Origin of the sequence: Neolewinella antarctica (assembly GCF_011927835.1) — a bacterium.
GTDB classification, from domain to species: domain Bacteria; phylum Bacteroidota; class Bacteroidia; order Chitinophagales; family Saprospiraceae; genus Neolewinella; species Neolewinella antarctica.
The window spans coordinates 29,682-54,224 of the sequence record NZ_JAATJH010000005.1; the positions used below are offsets into that span (position 1 = coordinate 29,682).

A 24,543-nucleotide genomic window follows, 5' to 3' on the forward strand; every position below is an offset into this window, starting at 1 on the left:
GCAACTCACTACGGGGCAATTCATAAACACCGCAACTGGTTGTTTCTCCCGCCCCCACCCTAAAACCCGTTAACTAATAATACCTTGGGTGCCCACCCAATCCCTCCGTCGTGCGCTACCTATTTTCCTTACTGCTGCTTGCTACCCTTACGGCTTGTTTCATTCCGCCCAATGGTGCTGACTCCGAGACCGGGATGGCCGATGAAGTCAACCTCACTGGCCTTTGGGATTCCGTCACGATTGCTGATGGCTCTTCCCCCACCGCCCGCCACGAAGCCGCCTTCGTGCGGGTCGGCGAAAAAGCTTACCTCCTCGGCGGCCGGGGCGTGCTGCCCGTCGACGTGCTTGACCTCGCAACGATGACCTGGACGGCGGGTGCCAGTAGCCCCGTCGAGATCCACCACTTTCAACCCGTCGTTTACCGCGGTGAGATTTACCTGATGGGTGCCATGACCGGTCGCTACCCCGGTGAAGTGCCCTTACCGGAGATTCACATCTACGACCCGATTCAGAACGAGTGGCGCACGGGGGCTACCATCCCTGAGTCTCGCCGCCGGGGCGGTGCCGGCGCCGTACTGCACGACGACCAGATCTACCTCGTCTGCGGCATCACCGACGGCCACCGGGGCGGCCACGTTGCCTGGCTCGATCGCTACGACCCGCGGGCGGACGCCTGGGCGCAACTCCCCGACGCCCCCCGCCCCCGCGATCATTTTCAAGCGGTTACCCACGAAAACAAGATTTACGCCGCCGCCGGCCGCACGACCGTTGCCGCCGCAGGGCCCTTTGGCAACACGATCGGCGCGGTCGACGTGTACGATATTCCTTCCCAGACCTGGCGCTCCTTACCCGACAGCTTACCCACCCGGCGAGCCGGTAACGCGGCGATTGTTTTGCGGGACCGCCTGTGGCTTCTCGGTGGCGAATCCAACACCCAAAAAGTGGCCCACGCCGAAGTAGAGGTCCGCTCGCTACCGGACGGCACCTGGGAGTCACTGGACAGCCTGAGCCGCGGGCGGCACGGAACGGGCGTAGTCCGCTACGGCAATCAGCTAATTATGGCGAGTGGTTGCGGCAACCGCGGTGGCAAGCCGGAGTTAGCGGACGTGATCACGGCGGAGATTGCGGTGAAGTAACGCACTTGCCGCCCGCCCAAATCGCCCGTGAGCCTTGCTTACGTCAGCTCCGACGGGAGTGAACGTGCCGCCTCCCCAGCGAAAAATCGCTAAAAAAGGAGGTTTGCAATCGTTACTTGCCTGACAATAACTCCCCGTTCCCTGAGAAATACCCCCCATTCCCTGATGTCATTAAATCACAAATTGAAATAACCCCCATATTTGCACTGTTAGCGATTGAAAAGCTTTGATAAATTCACTTGTACAACACTTACAGTTTACGATTCCTTAAATATTGAACAACAACACATTATTCACACTGTTTGAGTAAATCCGCTGAGAGACGGAGACGCTTACTGCCGCCGGGGCCACATCTAAAAAGATGGGCCCCGGTTTTTTTGTGCCCACTGTCGAACGTTCGCTACCGCTGAAGTCAACCCCACCAGTATTCTCCCGTCACGTACGGGCCAGCCCACCGTGTGCCCCGGTAAAAACCAGTTGCACCATTTATTTACTGACACGCAGCGCTTTTTTTTCTTACCACAAAGAGCAGTCACCCTTTGTGGCCTCTGCGTGCTGTGTGGTTAAGCCCTTTGCGTAAGATCAGTAGGTGAGAGAGGGCGGTCTGCCACTTGCCGGGGTCCGTTACTCGGGCACGCTACTCACCCGCCGCCCTGCCTGCCGTCTATTTCCCCGTCCCTGGTTATTGGTTACCGTTCCCTGATTTAAACCTGTATTTAGTCGCTCAGTCCCCCATATTTGAATCATCAGTAGCATAACTACTGCGGTTAGCACACTTTCAAACACATCAATTTTCACCTTATGATCCGCCTCACTACGCTCTTTCTGTTCGCCTGTTTTTCCTTCTACGTCTCCGCACAGGAAATGGCTTTTCAGGGAGACCCGTCCACGGACGCACTACTGGTTGCGCCCGCCCCCGCCCCGGCCGTTTACTTCGCGGACCGCATGGTCCCCGCCTTCCCCGCCGAGGAGGGCAACTTTGCCGATTTCATTCACCAGAACCTGAAATACCCAGAATTGGCCCAGGACTACGCCGTGGAGGGCACGGTCGTCGTTGAAGTCAACGTGGCGAAGAACGGTAAGGTGACTTACTCCCGCGTGGCCCAGTCCCTTTTTGCCCCGCTCGATAGCGCCGCCATCGACCTGGTCCGTGAGCTACCCCGCTTCAAGCCCGCCGCCAGGGGTGGTAAGGCGGTAGCCAAAAAGATGATGATTCCCTTCAAGTTTAGCCTTCGCTAAGCGCTGGCACTACTCGAGTTAAGTTACTCGCCCCCACCTTTTATCTTGAACAACACTTCGATCTTCACACTGTCTGAAAACTCCGCTGAGAGACGGAGACGCTTTGCCGCCGGGGCTCCGATCGTATGCATCAGGGCCCCGGCTTTTTTGCTTTTCGTTGGAGGCCGCTCTTTGTACGGTCGATTACCACGGGCGCTTATTTGTAGCCAAATGATCAGAACCCCTTACCTTTCCTGGGGCCTTCTCTCCGTTTTTTGAAGATTTGTACGCCCGGTAACGGCCCCGGGCGGGTTTAATTTAAATTTGCGAACCATGAGCTACCGGCTGATTTGCCTATTCTGCCTGCTTCCCGGCCTGGTCGCGCAACCCATGGCGGGTCAAACGCCCCCCGAAACCACCGCCGACCTCCTGAAACTGCTGCGTAGTAACGCGGCCTTTGATTTTGAAGACCTGGAGTACGTCCTCGAACGGGGCTTCGACGATCCCGACTTAGCACCTCAGACCAGGGCCTTCCTAGATTCTGCCCACGCAATTATCCAGCGTTCGGACCACCAACTGGCTGCGGCGTACGTGGAGCTAGGCGAATCGATGTACCACAACATGTTCACGATGGAAGACGGCGGGTACGAGAAATCCATCGAACACACCCGTGCCGCCCTCGCTATTTTTCAGCAGCTCGACCGCCCCGTGGATGCTGCCCTGGCCGAGATGGAAATTTCTACCCACCTCACCAGTCTGGATCGGCCGGCCGAGGCGGAACAATACATCCTGAACGCCCTACCCGTGCTGGAGCGGCAGGCGGAGCGGGATAACCTGGCCGAAGTGTATTCCCGGATAGCGTTCGTCTACTATAGCCTTTTAGAATTTGAACTGGCCCGCAATTACGCTCGTCGTTCATCAAGCTTACTGGACAATGGGCCTTACTACACGACCCTCGACAACCTCGACCTAATTACGGCCGCCAGTTATGGCCTGGGCGACCACGCGGGCGTACTTACGGCGGCCAATCAGGCTACGGAATTTCGGGACAGCCTCCGTAGCCACCACGACGTGTTCATCTACGCCCGCATCCTCGCGTGCCGCGCCCTGGCGGAACTAGCGCTCGGTAGGCCAGACGTGGCGATAGCCCGCATGGATTCCGTGCGGGCATTACACCTCCTGTTTCCGGAGGCGACTGAGTTTATCGACGAACACAGCGATACCGAAGCGCGTATTTGGGCGGGCCTCGAGGAGTGGAGCAAGTCGCTCGGCGCGATGGAAAGGTTGCTGCGGTTTAATCGGGATTTTGGCGTGCATTCGATTAGTTCCAGCGCGATCGAAACCGCGTGCATGCTCGTGCCCGTCCTGCAAAAAGGCGGAGACCCGGAGCGGGCGCTGTTTTACTCCGAGTTCGCCCGCAAGGCCCAGGCGTCTCATGATTCCACCGAAATCGCTTCTCTGCGCACTACCCAACGGATTCGGTTCGAAACCGAACGAAAAGTCAAGCAGATCGATCTCCAAAAAGGTCAACTCGGTCAGCAACGCGCTTTTCTACTTGCGGCGCTGGGTGGCTTCCTGGCGGCCCTGATCGCGGGCGGCATCTTTTACGTGCTCTCCCGCCGCCTGTCCCGCAAGAACGCGGAAAACGAAAGAATGGTGGCGGAAAAGGAAGTGCTCATCGGGGAGATCCACCACCGGGTCAAGAACAACCTGCAGGTCATTTCCAGTCTACTGCAATTGCAAAGCCGGGGCCTAAAAGAAGAAGACGGCGGGGCGAAGGAAGCCCTGCGCGAAAGCCAGAGCCGCGTCCAGGCCATGGGCCTAATTCACCAAAAACTCTACCAGGGGGCGGAAATGACCAGCGTCCACATGCCTGAATACCTGCGGGAGTTGGGAGAAACGCTGCTGGATACTTACCGCCTCGAAGACCGCGTCGATCTTTTTGTTGACGTGGAAGACCTTTCGCTGGACGTCGACACGGCCATCCCCCTCGGCTTAATCATCAACGAGCTCGTCACCAATTCCCTGAAGTATGCTTTCCCCGCCGACCGGGAAGGCACGATTGAACTCGCCCTGCACCGGGAGAATGACGGCTATCATTTGCGGGTGGCCGACGACGGGGTGGGCGCCGGCGACGCGGCCATCGGGGCCGGCGGCACGGGGTTTGGCACGAACTTGGTTCACCTCCTCACCCAAAAACTGAGGGGTAGTCAGCAGCAGCAGCAGCAAGGCCCCGGCTACGGTACGGAAATTGTCTTCCCGGCGTAACTACCCGGCACCCGTCCTGATTAAATCGGGGCCAAAAATCTTACTCCGCTAAGGATTTTGCAGCTGTGCGATGATTTTATTCCGCTTTGACCGGCTTACCGGCACCTGGCGTTTCCCGAAGAAAACGTAGATCTCTCCGATCTCGGTAACGCGCCCGAGGTTGACGAGGTAAGACCGGTGGCAGCGTGCAAAGACGGTGGGCGGCAGCAGCGCGCTGAGCTTTTTCAGTGTTTTCGTGACGAGGTATTTCCGCTCTTCCGTCACCACCTTGCAGTAGTAATCATCCGCCTCCACCCAGAGAATATCCTTGATCATCAGGCGCGTGAGCCGGTCTTTAACCTTGATGAACAGCCGGTCCTGAAACACCATGGCCGTCTCCCCTTCCGGCAGGTCTTCGGGCGTAGGTTGCGACCCCGGGCGCGTTGATTCAAGGGGCGCGGACGCGGGTGCCGGGGTACTCCGGGAAGCAGCCGTGTTCGTGGGGGCACCGATGGCCAGGTCGATCGCGTTGGTCAAATCCCGGCCCCGGAAAGGTTTGGACAGAAAGGCCTGGGGCAGGGCGGCGCGTGCCCTGGCGAAGGTGACGGCATCCGAATTACTCGTCAGGAAAATTAGCGCCACGTCCGTCAGTTTGCGGATGGCCAGCGCCGTGTCGACGCCGTCGAGTTCGCCCGCCAGGTTAACGTCCATCAGAATAACGTCCGGGGTTTGCTGCCTCACGATGTCCAGCGCGGCCTCACCCGTGTCCACGCTGGCGATGACGTGATAACCCCGGTCTTCCAGCCGGTCGCGCAAATCGGCGGCAATGATGGGCTCGTCCTCGACGATCAGAATTTTTTGGGTTGTGAAAGACATGGTTTGACGGTGGCGTGTAAATTGGAATAGTCGAAAGTATTAACTTTTTCGCGCTCCCTAAAATATTTCTCCGCCTGATGCACGGCCCCCGTTCCCTGAAACCTGCCGCTAGCTCACTGGTTCTTTTGCCACCCTTCAGTCTACCGTACCTAATTTTGGGGAAGCGCCCTACTCAAATGAACAGTCTTCAGCAAAATACCGCTCGGCCAGCCTGCGTGCTGTTGTGGGAGGATGACCCCATCCAGGCTCTAGCCCTGACTGGTTACCTCGAAGAACTAGCTTACCGCATCATTGCGGTCACGAGCGACGGTGACGCCCTGCGCAGGTGCCGGGAAGAAAAGATCGACGTGGCTATTTTCAGTAGCGGCCCGGCGAATTTGGCCGCCCGTATGACGCTGGCTGAGCATTTTACCGGTGCCAGATTATCACCCGTGCTTTTCTTGTCGAGTACGTACGCCGCTGTCTCCTCGGCAGCCCTTCCCAAGGACATTTCCGTTCTGCAAAAGCCCTATACTTTTACCAGTTGCCGCCGTTGCATCACGCAGCTGGTGGAGGACTGGCTCAATTTGGTTTGAAAGCGTGCGTCCACCAGTTAGCCGTTTGGAAATAAACTACTGTAATTCTCGCGCCACCGTACCTGCCTTCACTCAACGTCGCTAATAATCCCCCTCCTCCACCGTCGCCTCGTTCAAAACAGCATTGGAAGCAGCGTCCTTTTCGTAGAGATCGTGAATGAGGAGGACGAGATACCCGAAGAGCACGGCACCGATAATGAGTAAATTATTCACAATCCCCGTAGATAGAAAGGAAACTTTGATCAGGATGGTAGAGATCACGAATCCGGAGTTGCGGATGATCTTGTGGAACTTATCCGAATAGAAAAAGGAGAATAGTAGTAGCAGGACGTCCACGATGATGAGCACGGAGAAGAATTCATCGAAGAAAACGTTATTGATCTTTTTGAACTCCAGCACGCCGTCGCCGTAATCACTGATCGTCGCCAGCCCCCAGTGCACCAGCGTGTAGACGGCGAGCAGGAAAAGGATTGGAACCAGCACGGTGGCCAGCGCGCGTTTGAGTAGTACGAAACGCCGGATGTTCATCCCGGTTTCGGTAGTCTTATTTATTGATTTGTATCCCGTCTTCTTTACGTTCCGGTAGAATAAAAAGATCAGGAAAAAGAGAATTAGAGACGTTAGAACGTCGAAAGTGAACTGCAGATCGTCTTTATCCTGAAACCAATCCGACGTTAATTCAACGTAGGCGATGTCTTTGAAAATTCGCCGAATGACGATCAGCGTAATGATCTCGTACTGTTTACCAATGTAGACCGTGATGGACTTCGGCAGGAAGTAGAGTAACAAATAAACCTCGTAAAGCAGGATGAAGGAGAACGGCGTGTAGATCGCCGCGATGGGGTTGGTGAAAAAGGTATCGTCCAGCACGATGATGCCCCTGACGTTCAGAAAGATCAGCAACAGGTGGATCAGGTAACTAAAGATGGCGATGGTGAGCGTCACCCGCTCGATGCGTTCCTTCGCAGCGTGAGAAAGTAGTTTATTGAAGCTCGCCGTTATGAATTGCTGCGTGTTCATTTGTCCGTATTTCCTAACATTAAGTTAGCCAACCTGGTGAGTATTAGCCCGGCGGATGCTGCTGAAGCTGGGCCACGACGTGAGTAAACTATGGATGGTCCGCCATGCCGCCTACTTTCGGCCGCGCGGACACCTTAGCGGACGTGGTTATTTTGGAATAGACATTGTCGTTCGAATGTTGCGGCTACGAATCAACTAACCAAATTCATTCTATCACTGCAGTAATAGTACTTACTGACTGATGTTACGCAGATGTTTTCGCCACATAAACACAAAAGCACAAAAAAGCGGAGGGTAGCTACGCCAAGCCACCGCTTACTTACTCTTTTGTGTTTGTGTGTTTTGCTTCGCAGTGCTTCATGCTATGTGGCATAATCCGGTTGCGTAAGGTCAGTTACTGAGAAGCCAAGGACCTTGTCGCACCGCGAAGCGACGTGGCGGAGATCCGAATAATTAGTTTACTTTGGGTGGGTACAGGTCAACGAACGTCAAGGCTTGCAACCGGTCGGCGAATTATGTTCGAGGCGTGCTGGCAAGTGGACTACTAGAGTAAACTAACTTACGCTCGTGAAACAGCCCTGAAGGAATTATTAGCAAATGGATAAATACAGCTTTAGTCTCCCCCCCGAGGAACAGGTCATCAAACGCAACCGTACCATTACGACCTATTACGCTCAGTTGTACCAAAATGAACCCCAGCTATACAAGTGGGCGGGCATGGCGGCGTTTGCCTCTTTTCACGTCGGTGAGAAGATGAAACGATGGAACTGGGAAGCGGAAGGAATCAAGCCATTATCCTTCACCTGCGAAAAAAGAAACCGTACGATTGAGGATGATTTCCAGATTATTAGAATTATCAACAACAGAATTTTTTCGGAAATAGGCTGGGTGCACCTTGCCTTTGGTCAAATGGATTTTCAATCCTTCCGCGCGCTTTTACTGGAAAAAGGCAGGCACCCAATGATCGTTCGGGCTTTTGAGAAGCTTGACGGCGCGAGAATGCGGTTGAGAAGCGGAGAACGGTCGGGATCGATCAACGAACTGGTTTGGGAAGCCAATACGGAAATTCTTTGGCACGAGCAGTCGGAAGTAGTCCAACCTCTGTTCGACCAATTAAGCGAGTTGTTCTCACACGCCATGACCTTTTTTGCCAGCTTTGATTATAAAATCAATCATCACGGTACCACAAGGAACACTCGCTCCAGGTTTGTACTATATATGCTTTTTAATGGCTTTCGCTCAATGCGGAAAGGCTGGATGGTCCCTAAAGTCACCAACCTGCAACACCGGTGGTGTTGGATTTCTAATTCGTTATTGAATAATTGGATATTAGTGGAATCAGACCGCCAGTTAATTGCTACCGAGATTAAATTCCTGGCGGAACTGGAGCAGAGAAACCTGAGATTTCAAAATAGCTTGTAATTTTTAATGACCTACTCGAAGCGGGCAACCCGAGCTAGGCCAGTCCCGCCTACCATATTTTTTAAGGGCACGTTTTTAGCGTCAAAAGGTTTGGGAGTTACACCTGCTCGGTAAAAATACGGCCTTGGTTCCACCATCCGTACGAGGGTAAAGAAGAAAACTGGAAAGAAACAACATTGGGGAAAAGTGTGTCTTATCGATCAGGAGGATTCCTTAGTAAACGCTTCGGTAACTTAGTTGGATCGTATAGCAGTACGCTTAACGATTCTAACGACCGTTTCGCCTTAAATTACAACGGAGAACCACCCCATTATTCAACCCTTTTAACCACTAACATGACTTTATTTTCGAAGATCCTGGCAACAAGCCTGATGAGTGTACTAATCATTTCTTGTAATCCCGCCGAAGAGAACACCGTATCAGATGACCTCACTACCGTCTCCGCCCAGCGCGCCAAACCCATGAAAGGCGTCGTGGAGGAAGTGTTGACCAAAGAAGAACAAGAGGCATTGACCCCCGACATGGTCATCCAATCCTTTAAAGAAGGAAACAACCGCTTCCTGAGAAACGACCTGACGGCCAGGGACCACTCCGAGCAAGTAAGGAAAAGCACCAACGCCCAGTTCCCCAAGGCGATCGTACTATCCTGCGTAGATAGCCGCGTGCCCGTAGAGGACGTATTCGACCGGGGCATCGGAGATATATTCGTCGCGCGTGTTGCGGGCAACTTCGTCAACGAAGATATTCTCGGTAGTATGGAATTCGCTTGCAAAGTGTCCGGCTCCAAACTGGTCTTGGTTATGGGCCACGAGCACTGCGGGGCGATAAAAGCCGCGGTGGACGACGTTAAGCTGGGTAACATTACGCCGATGCTGGAAAAGATCAAGCCGGCCGTAGCGAAAGTCGAGTATGACGGTGACCGTAGCTCCAAAAACGCGGAGTTCGTCCACATGGCCTGCGAAAGTAACGTCCGTAACACCATCGAGCAGATTCGCCTGAAGAGTCCCATCCTCAAAGAAATGGAAGATAACAACGAAATCAAGATCGTCGGAGCCGTTTACGATATGGATAACGGGAAGGTCGACTTTCTGCGCTAAGACGTTCAAGTGTCGTAGCACGGGGCTCGGTGTGGGCGGAAGCATTTAGCCAAACTGCCACCAACGCCAATTAGCGTCCAGCCCGGGATGAATCTTTCGCTTAAATGTGCCGGCCAGTTCAGGATTTCCCTGTTGGCTGGCATATTTGTTTCTATCTATGCGGTACCGAGCTATTGCTCCGCTAACTGAAAATTAAAATATGCTAAAGCTTTCACTCTCCCTGCTGCTGATCTTTTCGTGCCTCCCGATCGGCGCTCAACAAGCCATTGACGAAAACCAACTCGGTAGCTGGTATATGTACTTCTACAATAAATCGTTCGGGGAAAGCCGGTTCGGCCTTCAGGGCGACTTTCAGTACCGGGGGTGGAACGCGGGCGGTGATCTGGAGCAGTTGCTGCTAAGGAGCGGGCTTACGTACAGACCGGAAGAGGCCAACGTTTTACTGACGCTGGGCTACGCCAACATCACGACTGGCGCATTCGGAGACAGCGACAACACGAGCGGAGAAAGCAGAATATACCAGGAGGCCCTGTTGCCACACAAGATCACGGATCGCGTGCTCCTGGCCCACCGCTTTCGCTACGAACAACGCTTCGTAGACGACCAGGATTTTCGCACCCGCTACCGCTATAATATTTTTGTTAACGTACTGCTCAACAAGACCGTAATGGAGCAAAAGACACTCTATCTAGCATTGTACAACGAGATTTTCATCAACGGCGAAACCGGTATCGGAGACGGGCGCACCGTTCAACGCTTCGACCGGAACCGGACGTACGTTGGCCTCGGTTATGGTCTCCGTAACAACCTTAGAGTCCAAGCGGGGTGGATGCGCCAGACTACGGTAAATTGGGGAAAGAACCAGGCCCAGCTCAGCTTACATCATGCCTGGTAAGTGGGTGCGGGAAAATTAACCAAGGGGAAGTGCCCTCCTTCACTGTATCTTTTTCAAAAATACCTACAACCATAAATACCTATGCTAGAAGAACTTTATGAAATTGGCATAGCCCTGAGGGTTCGGCTACTGGAATTCTTGCCGCAGGCGACGATGGCGCTCATAGTTCTGATAATTGGCTACGTACTGGCGCGCCTCATCGAAATGCTGGTGATAAGGTCGTTGCGGCACACCGGCCGGTTGGTTAGCAGACGGTTTGTACAACTTAACCTGAGTCAGTACGCGACGGTGATCGGGTTGATTGTTTTCTGGTTCGTGATACTCCTTACCTTTTTGCTTGTCTCTGACATTTTAAAATTTACGCTCATTACGGTGGGCATCAAAAGCCTGTTACAGTATTTACCAAATTTACTAGCCGCCGGTTTCACTGTTCTACTAGCTTATATTTTAGGAAAGTTCTTGGCGAATCTTGTTGCCTCGGTCGGTACGAAAGTCGGCGTCTCGTACGGCCTTACGTTGGGCAGAATTATTCAGTACGGTATTGTGATCATCGGGGTCATCATCGCGATCGACCAAATCGGTATAGAGATCGCCTTTTTCATTAATATTATCAACATCATACTGGCTGCGCTATTGTTTGGTGCTGCCCTGGCGTTCGGTTTGGGTGCCAGGACTTCGATCAGCAACATCCTCGCTACCTTCTACGTGCGCAAAATGTATAAGGAAGGGGATGAGATCAGGATTGGTGACCTGGAGGGAAAGATCACCAAAATCGATACTACGGCGGTGGTGCTGGAGACTAAACTCGGCCAGTGTAACGTACCCGCAAAAGCGTTCAACGAAAGTACTTCCCTGTTGCTCAAAAAGACCGAATCATGAATACGGATCAAGTAATATTAAATCAGTTCATCAAGAACCATCCGCAGCAGGCCGCAAGCGCCCTCAGTGAATGTTCGGAAGAAGAAATGATCACTTTTCTGGAAGCGAGCTCACCGGACGTGACGATCAGCATCATCAGTTCGATGAGTAGCTACAAAGCCGCGAAATACCTGGAAAAAATAGATATGCAGCTAGTGCTCGTGATCGTGGACAAAATGGATCTACGGGCAAAGAGAACCGTGCTGAGACAGTGCAATGAAGAATTCCGAGACCGCCTTCTGGACAAAATGCCCCCCAAGCAGTCATCTATCCTGAGACGTAAACTAGCCTTCACGACGGAGACCATCGGCTTCTTGATGAACCCCTTATTTCTCGGTTTTAAGAACGATCTCACCGTAGCGGAGGCAATCGTCATCGCCAAGAACGGAAAAGAGCGGGTGTCCACCAATATTTTGGTGGTCGACGATAAGGGGAAACCGGAGGGCGTAATTAAATTACGCGATCTGTTTTTTGCGGCGCGCAGTACCCGAGTATCTGCCCTAATGAAAACGGAGTTCCCAAAATTTTACGCCGACGAATCCGTCGAATCCATCAAAAATCACTCCGGGTGGTACGAATATCAATCCATCCCGGTAGTAGACAGGTACGAAACCCTTATCGGCATTTTAGATTTCAAAACGATCGGTGAAAGTCAGCTAAGCAAAGAAGAAAAGAACAAGAATATGGGGGAAACCGGCAGTGCCCTCGGGGAGCTGTACCGCATCGGCCTGACGGGGCTTCTCCAAAGTGTCAGTAAGTAACCGATTTGAGTGAGAATCGGAAGATTTTTTAAACACAAAAACACAGAATAACAAAAGGCACAAAAAGAAAACCCGATAGAATAAGGTCACACACACGGTTTCGTGCTTTTACTTTTCTTTTGTGCTTTTTGTGTTCCCCGCTTCCCCCTTACCGCTAGTAATACATCCCCAGCATGCGGTCAGCAAATGATAACACCCCTAGTCACCCCAACACCATGGAAAACACCGCCTCGATACCCAAGCAGCTACTGATCGAAAACTACTTCCAGCAATACCCGATGGAAGCTGCGCTGCTGCTCGATACTTTTCCGGTAGACACGATTCTGACTTATCTCGGAAATGTCCCCACGGATGACGCGGTTGCCGTTTTTTCCCGGCTAAATCCCGACACCGCCGCGACGCTGATCGAAAACATGGACGATCAATTGTTCTTCACCTTGTTTTCGCAGATTGATTCCCACTTAGGCGCACGCTTGTTATCCAGGTTGGACAAAGGAGAAGCTGACAGCAAATTATTGTTGCTATCCGGTATTCTGTCTACCGAGATTCGGGAATTTATGGTGTACCGGCCACAAACGGCGGGCTACCTGATGGATACCTCCGTCACCACCTTCAACTTAGAAAACACGGCCCAAAACGTCCTGGATAAGATCAGGAAACTTGCCGACCGCAGGGTCACTTCCGTATACATCACCGATGAATCCGGAAATCTATGCGGAATGATACCCTTACAAGTCATCGCAATCTCAGAGCCCAGCGAGAAACTGAAAAACCTGATGCACGTAGCTCCCACCATAAACGCGCTTTCCCCACGCGAGGAGGTACTGACCATCATGGAAAACGAAGACCTCCTGCAAATCCCGGTCACGGACATCAACAACAAATTCCTGGGCATCATCAGAAACGAGGCCCTCATCAATGCGACCAGGCAAGAACTAACCGAAGACATGCAAGCCATGTTCGGAGCCAGCCGGGAAGAGAAGGCGTTGTCCACGGTCGGCACCGCGATCAAGAGTAGGCTCCCTTGGCTTCAAGTCAACTTAGCTACCGCTTTTTTAGCTTCTTTCGTGGTCGGTATGTTTGAGGAGACCATTGCGCAGATCACCATCCTGGCCGTATTTTTGCCGGTGGTGGCCGGACAGTCAGGGAACACGGGCAGCCAGGCACTGGCCGTCACCATGAGGGGCTTGGCACTCCGAGAAGTTCGAATCTCCCAGTGGTTCGTCGTCGCGCGCAAGGAAATACTCGTCGGCTTGATCAACGGTTTTGCCGTAGCCGCTACCACCGGATTCATTGTCTATTTTTGGGCCGACTCTTTTGGTATCGCCCTGGTCATCGGTATTTCCATGGTAATCTCGATGATGATCGCGGGCTTTGCGGGCGCGGTCATTCCGATGGGCTTGCAAGCCATCGGGCAAGACCCGGCTACCTCCTCTTCCATTATTCTGACGACGGTCACGGACATCTGTGGCTTCTTAAGCTTTTTGGGCTTAGCCAGCGCGCTAGCCTCCGTTTTGGGTATTATCTAGTGTAGAAAATGTTTTTAGTATGATCAGATCTTACCTGCTCACCCCCTTTCAAAAATTCGTCAAACTTGAAAGCCTGAGTGGCATCCTGCTGTTCAGCGCAACGATCGTCGCGATGCTGTGGGCCAACTCTCCCTACGGAGATACTTACCAGGCATTGTGGGAAACCAAAGTGACCGTCGGCGCGGAAGGCTTCGGCCTCGAAAAAGCCCTCATCCTCTGGATCAACGACGGCCTGATGGCCATCTTCTTTTTTCTGATCGGGCTGGAGATCAAGCGGGAACTAATGGTAGGCGAACTGAATACCGTACGCAAAGCGACCTTCCCGATCTTCGCCGCCATCGGCGGTATCCTCGTGCCATTCGGTCTGTTTTGGCTGCTTAACGACCGGGACGCAACCTCGGCGGGCTGGGGCATCCCCATGGCGACCGCCATTGCCTTTTCCCTGGCAATTCTGAAGGTGCTGGGCAAATCCGTTCCCCTGGGCCTCAAGATCTTCCTGACGGCCTTCGCCATCGTCGACGATTTAGGGGCCGTGCTGGTCATCGCCGTCTTCTACAGCGGGGGCATCGCCTGGTCGTTACTGCTCTACTCTTTCGCGCTACTGGCAATCCTTTACGTCCTGGCGTACCGGGGGATTTACTTCAAATACCTCAACGTGATCTTCGGCGTCATCATCTGGACGCTTTTCTTGAAGTCCGGCATCCACCCCACCATCGCCGGCGTTTTACTGGCTTTCGCCGTCCCCATCCGCCAAAAGATTGATACCTCTACCTTCGCGGGTGAGCTTACGGCCATCACGGATAAGCTCAAAGAGATTACCCCCGCCAGCCACGAAATCCTGACCGGCGCACAGTTGAACACCGTTGCCAGACTAGAAGACCTAGTGGATGATTTTCACTCTCCTCTGCAACACCTGGAGCACAAACTACACGGTTGGGTCGCCTACTTCATCATGCCCATCTTCGCGCTGGCCAACGCCGGTATCGTTTTCGGTACGGATATGCAGCTCGACACCGCCCTGATCTTGAATATCGCCATTGCGTTGTTCGTCGGTAAGCTTTTGGGTATCTCCCTATTCTCCTTCCTCGCCGTGAAGCTGGGGCTGGCGGAGCTACCCGACGGTGTCAACGCGTGGCAAATCGTGGGCGTTGCCATCCTGGCGGGGGTCGGTTTCACCATGTCCATCTTCATCGCAAATCTGGCTTTTCCGGGCATGCTCGTACTGATCGATTCGGCCAAAATTGGCATCCTTGCGGGTTCCTTGGTTTCGGGTATCGTGGGGGCGGTAATTCTCAAAATTAGCGGTAAGCGAAGCGCTGCTACCGTGTAACCTTCTTCCCTGGAGTATACATTTCATCCCTTTAGGGCCATACGTTTCTTTTTCTGGTAGTGGGCGCGGTCGCAGGTGCCAGGTAAATACCGGTACAACGAGCGGAGAAACTACGCTGCGCCTTCGTCATCGGGCTCACTGTTCGTGTATTTAGGGAGGGGGACGTACCGGAGAAGCCAAAAAACATGGCTCTTCCACCTTTCTTTGCACCTGCGGCCGCGCCCAAAACGGTCAACGACTCAATGCGACCAACGCTGAATGCTGACCGCCATCGGCCTATTTTGTGCGGTAAATAAGCGTTAAAGAAAAGGTGACGAAAGTCGAAACGCGACTCCGTAGATGGTAGAGAATTCCGCGTGTGATCGGCCCGTAAATAATGAACCAATTAAAAAGGGCTTACTATTGCTAAAATAATCACGGTTTCCTGCGCCCCTATCGGTTCGTTGCAGTACGATAAATAATAATAACAATAAAGATGATTAAAATAGGCGTGTTAGGTTGTGGAATGATCGCGGAACGGGGGCACCTCCCGGCCATCCAGCAAACCCCTGGGTTGATTTTAGAAGCACTATTCGCCCCCCGGTGGGAACGGACCGTGGAGATGCAACAGCGCTTCAACGCAACGCACGCCTACCCTACGGAAGCGGCATTCTGGGAGTCGGATTTCGACGCGGTCGTCATTTGTACGCCCGCGCCGTTGCACCTCGAACACGTCATCCAGGCCGCGAAACACGGTAAAAATATCTTGTGTGAAAAGCCGCTGGCCATGACGGAAAGTGATATCGAAGAAATGATCCGGGTGACGGACGCGGCCAGGGTTAAGCTTTATACCGGTTTCACGTATCGCTTTAGCCCTTCCGCTTTAGAAATTAAACGATTGGTGAAGGACGGCAGTATTGGAGAAGTAAGGGCTTTGCGGTTGATCTACCTGTGGAATTTACACGGTAAATGGCAGTACGATGCGTCGGGGACGATGATTCCGAGTCGATTAAGAGTCGGCAGAATGGAAGAAGGTGGGCCAATGGTGGATTGCGGCGTCCACCAAATCGATCTGGCCCGGTGGTGGCTGGGGTCGGAGGTCAGTTCCTTTAAGGGCATTGGCGTGTGGGTGGAAGACTTCGAAGCCCCCGACCACCTGTATTTGCACATGGGCCACGAATGCGGTGCGCACACGATGGTCGAAATGAGCTTTTCGTACAACGCCACGTCCAAGGAACCCCGCAGCAATTTTCAGTACGAATTGATCGGGACCGACGGCGTTATCCGGTTCAATCGAGAGGAGCATACGTTTGAAGTCCGAAACTCCCGCGGTACGCGGCACCTTCCCTGGCACCCGGAAAAGAACTTCCGCGGTATGTACACCGAGCTTCACCACGCGTTGACGAGTAATGACGACCGGAATATGCCCCTGGCAAAGGATGGCCTCGTGGCAACCCGGATCGCCCGGGAAGCAACCGAAAACGCTATCTTAAACCGGGCCCCGAACAGCAGCAAGCACAAATCAACGATGCTCAGGGTCGGTGCTGATTTTATGAATGAAACCGTGCCGGCGGATAGTGCCGAGCCAATTTAGGTTGTATCGTAGGTAGCGCACTTAGTAAGCAATAAAAGAGCGTGTGCCTTATTAACTATTATACGCTTTTACGGTAGCGAAAAAACCCTTTGAAATGGAATTATACTACGCGAAAATCATTGAGTCACTGATCATTCTTGTGCTGTACGTTTTGATTAGAAACGTCAGCAATAGAATCATTGACAAGACGCTTGGGGAAAGGTTAATACAGGAATCTCGCGGTATTGTGATAAAAAAGTTCATCAGCGTCGCTTCCGTATTCGTGCTTGCGCTCTTTATGTTGCTCGTATGGGGCATTAACCAGGATGACCTGGCCGTCTTTATCGGATCGGTGCTCACCGTTTTGGGGATTGCCTTTTTTGCGCAATGGTCCATCCTGTCGAACATCACTTCCAGCATCATTATTTTCTTCAACCACCCCGTGAAGTTCAACGATACTATCTTAATTATGGAAGCCAAGGACTACGTAATCGAAGGAAGGGTAACTAATATAGGATTGTTTTTCATTACGCTGGAAACGGTTGAATCCGAAGTGATTACGCTACCGAATAACGTATTCATTCAGAAGAGTGTGAAGAACGTAACCAACAAGTCCGAAAGCGCGATTAGTACCGAGCAAGAGCAACTCAGCTTATGACGCGAGGGCAAAATTAAAAATTCGCCACCGCTGCGACCGCGACAATCCGGCAAGCACATCTTTACTACCAAACGGGTTGTTTTTAGTTTTGGCGGCACAACGCGCGCCCGTAATTTTCCCATGGAGGGAGACCGCCTACCTACAGAAGACAACTACGCTTCTTCCCCAAAATATACCAGCGCTCACCCGTCACCTACTCATGGCCATTACCCTCTCCATTCTACTGATCGTTCTTGGCTTCGGCCTCCTGATAAAAGGTGCCGACTGGATGGTTACGGGGGCCTCCGCCCTGGCGAAAAAGAAGAACATATCCGACCTGGCGATCGGCCTGACGGTGGTTGCTTTCGGTACGTCCGCTCCGGAATTAGTCGTTAATGCGATCGCATCGAGCGAAGGCTACGCTGACATTACGTTCGGTAACGTGCTCGGGAGCAATAATTTCAACTTGTTCGCCATACTCGGCGTGGTGGGCCTCATCCTCCCGCTGAAAGTGCAAGCTTCTACTGCCTGGAAGGAGATTCCCATTTCCTTTTTTGCCCTGTGCGTGGTGTTCTTGCTCGCTAACGAGGTAGTTTTTCAGCCGTCAAACATCGTCTCCCAAGTTGAAGGGCTGTTTCTTCTCCTATTATTCGGCGCTTTCCTAGCCTACGTATTTTTCCAGATGAAGGCGACACCGGTAGCGACGGAAATAGCCGTCGAAAGCCCGGCCAACCTCAAGATCGGCAGCCTGATCTTGTTTGGCCTGGCTGGGTTGATCCTGGGTGGCAAGTTGGTGGTCGACAACGCCGTAGACATTGCGGCGGGCCTGGGGGTGAGCGAAAAGATCATCGGCCTGACCATCATTGCGGCGGGGACGTCCCTCCCCGAGTTGGTCACCTCGGTAGTCGCCGCCCTGCGCAAGAACAGTGACATGGCCATCGGCAACATCATTGGTTCTAATATTTTTAATTTACTGTTGGTACTATCCGTGAGCTCGATGATTGCCCCGCTTGATTACAACCCTACCTTTAATACGGATATGTATCTCCTTGGCGGGGGAACGATATTCCTGTTCCTGGCCATGTTTACGGGTAAAAAGAAGACACTGGACCGGTGGGAAGCAGGAGTCCTATTGGTGGTATTTGTTACCTATACCGCCTCTTTGATCGGTCAGGAGCTTTAAACGTCCGTCAGTAAATAACCCGCCCCGTAAAAAGCTTGGCCGTCCGGTAGCCTAAAGATCGGTCCGGCAACTAAGCCAGCCGGGCGGGGTTAAAAACTACCGTACGGAAGCGAATCACCCGTGGGGAGACCGTTAATTTCAATGAAGAAAATCAAAACGATAGGCTTAGTTCTTTCCGGCGGCGGCTTCCGGGGTGTCGTGCACGCCGGCGTCATTCACGGGCTGGAAGAACTCGGCATCCAGGCGACTCACGTAGCCGGCGCGAGCATCGGGGCTGTGGTCGGCGGTATGTACGCGGCCGGCATGAACGGCGAACTTATCCGGGATATGCTGGCGCAAACCAAACTGTTTTCTCGCCATAACCTGGCTTTCCGCTGGTCCGGTTTACTGAACGCCAACAAGATCGTCGAGCCGATCCTACCCTATTTTACGGACGATACGTTCACCGCGCTCACCAAAAAACTCTACGTCAGCCGGACGAACCTGGAAACCGGGGCCTCCGAAATCGTGTCCAGCGGTTCCGTCCTGGACGCAATGAAAAGTTCCGCCGCCCTCCCCTTGCTCTTCGCGCCGGTGGAATGCGGCGATAATATTTACGTCGACGGCGGCCTCACCGACAACTTCCCCGTCCAGGTGATCCGCGCCGATTGCGACGTCGTGATCGGCGTATCCGCCAACCCCGCCCAGTTTCGTAAACGTGACGATTTGCATTCGCTCTTTAGCCTCCTCGATCAGGTTATGGAGATTAGCGTTAGTCAGACGGCGGTCGATAAATTCGGGCAGTGCGACGTGATGATCATTCCGGATGGGCTACGCGCTTATTCTCTGTTGGACATTAAGAATGCCGATGCGCTGTTCGAGCTTGGGTATCAGACGGTGCTGGGGCGGCGGGGGGAGTTGTTGAGATTAGTCGGTACTGGAGTGCCGGACAATGTTTAGTATTTACGTATGGCTACCGTATTCCTCTAAATGTTTTTAATTGGCGCCCCGACAAAGTACGGGACTAGCTTATGCGTCGCGGACGCAGGTGCCAGGGAAATGGGCAAGAAGCATAAGGACAAACTGCCATCATTATACTTCAGTCCGTTACCGGTTCGCTATACCGGACTATATCGATTCCAATACCATTGGGATCCTGAATAGCAAAATGCCGGTCGCCCCAAACCTCATCCCGAATGTCAATAACGATCTCAACGCCTTTCTTCTTGGTCTCTTCATAGATGACATCTACTTCAATCGTCAGGAACATTCCTTTTCCGTTGAACGGTTCTTGAAATAAAGGTTGTTGGGAAGGGTGGTTCGGTAATAAGAATACTAGATTGGTCTTTTTATCCGGGGTATGGAGTAACAGGTAGAATTCGTTTTCAAAGGTGATGCCGAAGTTTAGTATTTGGGTGTAGAAAGCTTTGCTTTCGGCGAGTTTATCGGTGGTAATTCCTGCGTTTAGTTACATGGTGCGGGTAATTTTGGCTAATGATTGTGAAGATATGAAATAGCTACGGTAAATTCACGCCCCGACTTCAAGTGCACTTAACTCACCGTATTTTTGTCTATAAAATTCCTTGCACCCGCAAGTGATAAATTAACATGATCGTTTTCCCGTCGCAAATCTCATTAGACGTAATCCTACGCATGGCATCGTCAAAATCCATTTCTAAAATCTCGATCTCTTCAGTTTCTTCTTGTACGCCTCCACCGTCCGACTTTTTAAGACTCTCGTCGTATTTAGCAATGAAAAAGTGTATTATTTCGGTAACGGACCCTGGGGACATATAAGCTTCGAATATTTTCTCGACCTTAGTAACGTGATACCCAGTTTCTTCGATCACTTCTTTCTTGATACAGTCGAGTGGGTTATCACCATCCAAAAGACCAGCACAAGCTTCTACCAAAAAGCCACCTTCGTTTCCGTTTACGTACGTGGGAAGTCGAAACTGACGCGTTAGAATAATGGTTCGCTTAACGGTATTGTACAAAAGTATCGTTGCTCCGTTCCCTCGATCGTAAGTTTCTCGTTCCTGGGGTTCCCAGACCCTCTTAGAATTAAGGTAATCGTAAGAATACTTCTTGAGCGTATACCAATTATCTGAAAGTAGTTCAGCTTTAATATTCCTTATTCGCTCAGTCATTATTCGGAATTTGATTTAGGTGAGTAAAGATCTGTAGCCCTAGCGATTTAGCTACTTCAACGTCCTTATCAGCACCGTTTGATGCTCCCGCTATTCTCAACACGCCATCGCAATTCCGGAGTATCCGGTGTGCTATCGGGTAAGAGATGGAATTATACACCTCATCGCCAACTTCCTTGGATCCGGCGATGGTCATAAGCGGAAGGGCTAGCCACTCGCCGACCATTGGCGTGTGGCCTTTCAGGAAAACTTCGTAGGCGTTTCTTTCCAGATTATCCAGGTTGGTTTTTATGAGTGCCTCGTCATCGTTAGTTCCACTTCGGTAGGGACCGGAGATCATTATCATCATCGCATTAAGACATTTGGTCAGCCGCAAAAATACGGGGCCGGAGGCCGTTATCACTTAATGTAGCTTAAGATTGCACTGGACTATTCTTCAGTTCTCGCCGGAGGGAAGATAGAAACTCCGGGGAAATGCCGATATAGGAAGCAATATTCTTTTGCGATACTTGCTGCTCAATATCTGGAAACCTACCTATGAGCGATAGGTATCTCTCTTTCGAAGAATGAGCGATCAGTTCAAACGACCTCCGCTGTTCCCTGACGTAAGATTTTTGCATCATTATTCGAAAGGCCGATTCGAACGCTTGCGACGTTCGGATAAGGTCATCAAAATCCGTCTTGGATAAAGAAAGCAGTACGCTGTCCTCTAACGCATCTATCGTGACTACCGACTTACTTTCGTTCAGGAAGCTATCGATGTCCGTGATCCACCAATCCGGGAAGCCAAACATGATAACCTTTATTTTATTCTCATCGGTGGCTATGAAGCTTCTGATGACACCGCTTACGATAAAGTGAAGCTTTTTGCAGGTTTGGCCTGCCGTAAACAGGCGTTCTCCCTTTGTGCATCTTTGGGTGTTGAATTTTGATAAAATTACGTCGACTTCACCAGCCGTCATTTTCCTCCGGGCGGTTAAATGGTTTTTTAGTTGTATTAGTTCTCTCATTTCCTTTGTAATTTCTTGATCGATGGTGGATCACCCCAATTGTACTATGGGTTAATTTTTGATTGAGAACGTGGGGCTGCCCCGCTACAAGTGACGCCCTTCCGGACCACTAGGGCCTAATAGTGTACTTCCAAAGCAACCATTAATCTAATGAATAAAATCGACGGTAAAGCTGCTTCAATTCACGTAGAAATCTGTCCCTTTTCGATCGATTCTGTATACTTGCGCCGCGTATTATCCGCCTCGTCCGCTTGCAATTGTTTACTAGTCCGCCGGCTGCCATCGTGGCTCCAGCCGGGTGGGCCGAACAGATAGCCAAGGCGGCTGCGCCAGTCGGGGGCGTGCCGGAGATCCCGCCCGATGGCCGCCCACTCGTGGGTAGCGATGCGCAGGGGATTGTGGGTTTTAATATTGGTAACCAGGCCGTAAGTAGGTCTTTCTTCTTCGGGGGTAAAGGTACCGAAGAGCCGATCCCAGATGATAAGGACGCCACCGTGGTTGCGGTCCAGATACTTGACGTCGCTGCCGTGGTGGACGCGGTGGTGGCTCGGGGTGTTGAAAACATACTCCAGCGGTGCCCAGAGTTTGTCGATCAGCTCGGTGTGGATCCAGAACTGGTAGATCAGGCTGACGCTGCCGAAGATGGCGATCATGATGGGGTGAAAGCCGATCAAGGCCAGGGTAGCGGAAAAGAGGAAGGCTCCGGAAAGACTACCCGTCCAGGTCTGCCGCAGGGCGGTGGAGAGGTTGTACCGCTGGCTGCTGTGGTGAACGACGTGGCTGGCCCAGAAGTATCGGATCTCGTGGCTGCTGCGGTGAAAAGCGTAGTAAGCCAGGTCTTCGACGAAAAAGCAGAGCACCCAAACCCACCAGGCGTAACCGAGATCGAAAAGCCGGTACTGGTAAAGGAAAAAGTAAACCCCAATAACGATGATCTTGGTGAATAACCTGATCACGGCGTTGCCGACGCCCATGGCCAGGGAGCTGATGGTGTCTTTAGTATCGTAACTATCGCGGCCATCCCACATGGCCAGACCGATCTCCAACAGGAGTAGAACCACGAAGGCCGGGATGGCATAGTGGATGGCTAACGGGTTGTCGGTGAAAATAAATTCTGGCATGATCTTTTAACTGGCAGGAATGGCAAGTTAGAGATTCCGTAGCTCTTGACTAATCTTCCGCAGCGGATATGTACCATAAAAACCAGTTGAAGTAGGGAACACAAAAGCCACAAAAGAAGAAAGAAAAGCACGTAAAAATTTGAGTAGACTGTCCAACGCTAAGATTCATTCTTGTGTTTTACTTTGCAGTGCTTCGTGCATTCTGCTCTTTTTGTGCATTACGTTTTCAATGCCCACCACAACCTTGCTTCCAGGTACTCTTCTTTGCACCCGCGGCCGCGCCCAATAAGGTTAATTCTATTCTAACGGCCGATACCGCCCGTCAAATACCACCCCCACCGCCCGGTCCCCCCGGTACAATACTAAGTCGACGGAGGAGCCGGGCACTACGGAATCCGACGCCTTACCCCGTGGCGACAACATCCGTAAATGTTTACCCGCCGGATGTCCGGGCATCGAACGATTTCCCACCACGGCGGTGATGCCCCGGCGATATAAATCATTCACGTCGAGTTGCGCTATTTGCAGACTATCCAGTCGCCCCTTCAGCGTTTTGCCAGGGATGATTCTTAGCCCATCGGCGTTAATGATTTCAAAGGCGCCGAACGTATGCAAATCGCCCACGTCACTAACGACCGCCAGTGAACTGTATTTCCGATAATCCGGTGGCAAACTGCGCTCATTACGGCGATAAGCAATATCTAATAAATACTCCCCGTCCGGGCGCACGAGCATCCCACCTACGATTTTCAAATCGTGCATTCCGTTGGATTTATTTTCCGGAATATCCCAATAATCTGCCCTCAAATACGCCTCCTGCCCACCGGTGGCGATGCCGTAGAGACAGGCAATGAGGCCCAGCACGTTGAGCCGGCGAATCTCTTGCTTTTCCGGGTCACCGCCGTAACCGCCCGACTCGATCAGGATGGTCCGCGTGCCCCATTTTTGAAGATTATCACCGAAGGCGCGGGGCTCGAAATCATCATTGTACCGACCAATTTGCCCGGGCACTTCGGTTTGCCACGCGGCGTTCATCAGGGCAATTAATTGCATAGCGTCTTCCCGCTTTTCATCCACCGTTTTTTCCCAATCGTAGGCGGGCGCAAGGATGGAGGCCACGCAGCCGCGCACGGCGGGAAAACCGGCGCTGTAATAAGTGCTCTGGTCGTGCAAATTAAAGCCCCAGGCGGCATCGAGCCGGTCGCGTTCGCCCTTGAGAAACCGGGCTTCGGGGCTGGTCAGGCGTAGCGCGTCGCGGTTCAGGTCGATGCCCAGCGCGTTGCGGCGCTCGTAGCGTTCCGCGCCGTCCGGGTTCAGCATCGGCAGGAAAGTGAGGTGCAGTTTTTCGTTGATTATTCGGCGAACGGCATCCAGCCCGTCGCCGTTCCCTTCCAGCCAGGAAAAGAGGTCGAACAGGGCGGCCGTGGCGGTCGGTTCGTCGCCGTGCATCTGGCTCCAAAGCAGGACTTCGGTATCGCCGTTTCCCCACGCGACGCGCCACAGCGGGCGGTTTTCTACGGAGCGGCCGGCGGTATCTACCGTGAAGGCACCGGGTAATTTATTAATTAGCGGTTGGAGGTCGCATTGCTTGAAACGTCGGGTAGAGATGGCGGTAGTTTCGTGGGTCGGTAGACTTGCTTTTAATTGATCGAGGGGTAATTCGGGGAAGGTTTCCTGGGCGCGGGCGCAGGTGCAGAGTAAAAGGGGGAGGAGCAAGGTTAGGAGGGGGCGGGGCATGGTTTTTTTTGTTGGTTGGTAGGAAGATAGGGGGAATTAAGGGCTCCTAGTAATAGCCATGTTACCCGGGACGGGGTATGGAAAAGGTTTTAGATTCCGGTCTAATTTGCGAATTAGTATGGTTTTTTAAATTTATTCGTGAATTACCAT

At 52.4% G+C, this 24,543-nt stretch carries 23 protein-coding genes; 15 read left to right on the plus strand and 8 right to left on the minus strand.

The genetic code is table 11. The features are described from left to right. Positions 1-110: 110 nt before the first annotated feature. From GGR27_RS14315 to GGR27_RS14325, 3 genes are all read left to right on the plus strand, one after another. Positions 111-1,136, plus strand: a complete 1,026-nt coding sequence (locus GGR27_RS14315; RefSeq protein WP_168038506.1) for a Kelch repeat-containing protein — start codon at positions 111-113, stop codon at positions 1,134-1,136. Between the two features lie 801 nt (positions 1,137-1,937). Further along, the gene (locus GGR27_RS14320; RefSeq protein ID WP_168038508.1) at positions 1,938-2,375 is read left to right on the plus strand and encodes an energy transducer TonB; all 438 of its coding nucleotides are present in this window, start codon (positions 1,938-1,940) and stop codon (positions 2,373-2,375) included. A 312-nt stretch (positions 2,376-2,687) separates the two neighbouring features. Then, entirely contained in the window at positions 2,688-4,622 is a 1,935-nt protein-coding gene (locus GGR27_RS14325; RefSeq protein WP_245184680.1) for a sensor histidine kinase, read from the plus strand. Positions 4,623-4,670: 48 nt separating this feature from the next. Here the strand turns inward: GGR27_RS14325 and GGR27_RS14330 are convergent, their stop codons facing one another. Next, positions 4,671-5,477 (minus strand): LytR/AlgR family response regulator transcription factor, encoded by an 807-nt coding sequence (locus tag GGR27_RS14330; protein WP_168038510.1) that lies wholly within the window; start codon positions 5,475-5,477, stop codon positions 4,671-4,673. Positions 5,478-5,653: 176 nt separating this feature from the next. On the opposite strand from GGR27_RS14330, the gene GGR27_RS14335 reads away from it, so the two are divergent. Then, positions 5,654-6,052, plus strand: a complete 399-nt coding sequence (locus GGR27_RS14335) for an ANTAR domain-containing protein (protein WP_168038512.1) — start codon at positions 5,654-5,656, stop codon at positions 6,050-6,052. Between the two features lie 81 nt (positions 6,053-6,133). Here GGR27_RS14335 and GGR27_RS14340 read toward each other — a convergent pair whose 3' ends face one another. Further along, entirely contained in the window at positions 6,134-7,072 is a 939-nt protein-coding gene (locus GGR27_RS14340) for a hypothetical protein (protein ID WP_168038514.1), read from the minus strand. Positions 7,073-7,669: 597 nt separating this feature from the next. Between GGR27_RS14340 and GGR27_RS14345 the strand changes: the two genes are divergently transcribed. The 11 genes from GGR27_RS14345 to GGR27_RS14395 all read left to right on the plus strand — a co-directional run bounded on the left by GGR27_RS14345 (position 7,670) and on the right by GGR27_RS14395 (position 19,335). Continuing rightward, positions 7,670-8,494, plus strand: coding sequence for a DUF2515 family protein (locus tag GGR27_RS14345; RefSeq protein ID WP_168038516.1), 825 nt, complete (start codon positions 7,670-7,672; stop codon positions 8,492-8,494). Between the two features lie 335 nt (positions 8,495-8,829). Next, positions 8,830-9,591 (plus strand): carbonic anhydrase family protein, encoded by a 762-nt coding sequence (locus tag GGR27_RS14350; RefSeq protein ID WP_245184681.1) that lies wholly within the window; start codon positions 8,830-8,832, stop codon positions 9,589-9,591. Between the two features lie 199 nt (positions 9,592-9,790). Continuing rightward, positions 9,791-10,486, plus strand: a complete 696-nt coding sequence (locus GGR27_RS14355; protein WP_168038518.1) for a DUF2490 domain-containing protein — start codon at positions 9,791-9,793, stop codon at positions 10,484-10,486. Positions 10,487-10,567: 81 nt separating this feature from the next. Next, positions 10,568-11,365: a mechanosensitive ion channel family protein gene (locus GGR27_RS14360; RefSeq protein WP_168038520.1), complete on the plus strand. Its 798-nt coding sequence runs from the start codon at positions 10,568-10,570 to the stop codon at positions 11,363-11,365. Beyond that, a complete protein-coding gene (locus GGR27_RS14365) occupies positions 11,362-12,165 on the plus strand; it encodes a magnesium transporter MgtE N-terminal domain-containing protein (RefSeq protein ID WP_168038522.1) in 804 nt (267 codons plus the stop codon). Before GGR27_RS14360 ends, GGR27_RS14365 begins: the two co-directional genes overlap by 4 nt. Before the next feature lie 173 nt (positions 12,166-12,338). Continuing rightward, positions 12,339-13,694, plus strand: coding sequence for a magnesium transporter (locus tag GGR27_RS14370; protein WP_168038524.1), 1,356 nt, complete (start codon positions 12,339-12,341; stop codon positions 13,692-13,694). 19 nt (positions 13,695-13,713) lie between these two features. After that, complete coding sequence (gene nhaA, locus GGR27_RS14375; RefSeq protein WP_168038526.1) at positions 13,714-15,024, plus strand: Na+/H+ antiporter NhaA; 1,311 nt, start codon at positions 13,714-13,716, stop codon at positions 15,022-15,024. Between the two features lie 475 nt (positions 15,025-15,499). Continuing rightward, positions 15,500-16,597 carry a Gfo/Idh/MocA family protein gene (locus tag GGR27_RS14380; RefSeq protein ID WP_168038528.1) on the plus strand — a complete coding sequence of 366 codons (1,098 nt, stop codon included), beginning with the start codon at positions 15,500-15,502 and terminating at the stop codon, positions 16,595-16,597. Between the two features lie 94 nt (positions 16,598-16,691). Next, a complete protein-coding gene (locus tag GGR27_RS14385; protein WP_168038530.1) occupies positions 16,692-17,234 on the plus strand; it encodes a mechanosensitive ion channel domain-containing protein in 543 nt (180 codons plus the stop codon). 199 nt (positions 17,235-17,433) lie between these two features. Further along, the gene (locus GGR27_RS14390) at positions 17,434-18,396 is read left to right on the plus strand and encodes a calcium/sodium antiporter (protein WP_209037952.1); all 963 of its coding nucleotides are present in this window, start codon (positions 17,434-17,436) and stop codon (positions 18,394-18,396) included. A 141-nt stretch (positions 18,397-18,537) separates the two neighbouring features. Then, a complete protein-coding gene (locus tag GGR27_RS14395; protein WP_168038532.1) occupies positions 18,538-19,335 on the plus strand; it encodes a patatin-like phospholipase family protein in 798 nt (265 codons plus the stop codon). A 139-nt stretch (positions 19,336-19,474) separates the two neighbouring features. Here GGR27_RS14395 and GGR27_RS14400 read toward each other — a convergent pair whose 3' ends face one another. The 6 genes from GGR27_RS14400 to GGR27_RS14425 all read right to left on the minus strand — a co-directional run bounded on the left by GGR27_RS14400 (position 19,475) and on the right by GGR27_RS14425 (position 24,393). Next, positions 19,475-19,831 (minus strand): VOC family protein, encoded by a 357-nt coding sequence (locus GGR27_RS14400; RefSeq protein ID WP_320060359.1) that lies wholly within the window; start codon positions 19,829-19,831, stop codon positions 19,475-19,477. Positions 19,832-19,946: 115 nt separating this feature from the next. Further along, complete coding sequence (locus GGR27_RS14405) at positions 19,947-20,525, minus strand: NUDIX domain-containing protein (RefSeq protein WP_168038534.1); 579 nt, start codon at positions 20,523-20,525, stop codon at positions 19,947-19,949. Further along, a complete protein-coding gene (locus GGR27_RS14410) occupies positions 20,518-20,874 on the minus strand; it encodes a DUF4406 domain-containing protein (RefSeq protein WP_168038536.1) in 357 nt (118 codons plus the stop codon). Before GGR27_RS14410 ends, GGR27_RS14405 begins: the two co-directional genes overlap by 8 nt. Positions 20,875-20,938: 64 nt before the next feature. Then, positions 20,939-21,535 carry a Crp/Fnr family transcriptional regulator gene (locus GGR27_RS14415; protein WP_168038538.1) on the minus strand — a complete coding sequence of 199 codons (597 nt, stop codon included), beginning with the start codon at positions 21,533-21,535 and terminating at the stop codon, positions 20,939-20,941. 182 nt (positions 21,536-21,717) lie between these two features. Further along, on the minus strand, positions 21,718-22,656 hold the full coding sequence (locus tag GGR27_RS14420; RefSeq protein ID WP_168038540.1) for a sterol desaturase family protein: 939 nt from the start codon (positions 22,654-22,656) through the stop codon (positions 21,718-21,720). Between the two features lie 297 nt (positions 22,657-22,953). Then, entirely contained in the window at positions 22,954-24,393 is a 1,440-nt protein-coding gene (locus GGR27_RS14425; protein WP_168038542.1) for a M14 family zinc carboxypeptidase, read from the minus strand. Positions 24,394-24,543 lie beyond the last annotated feature (150 nt).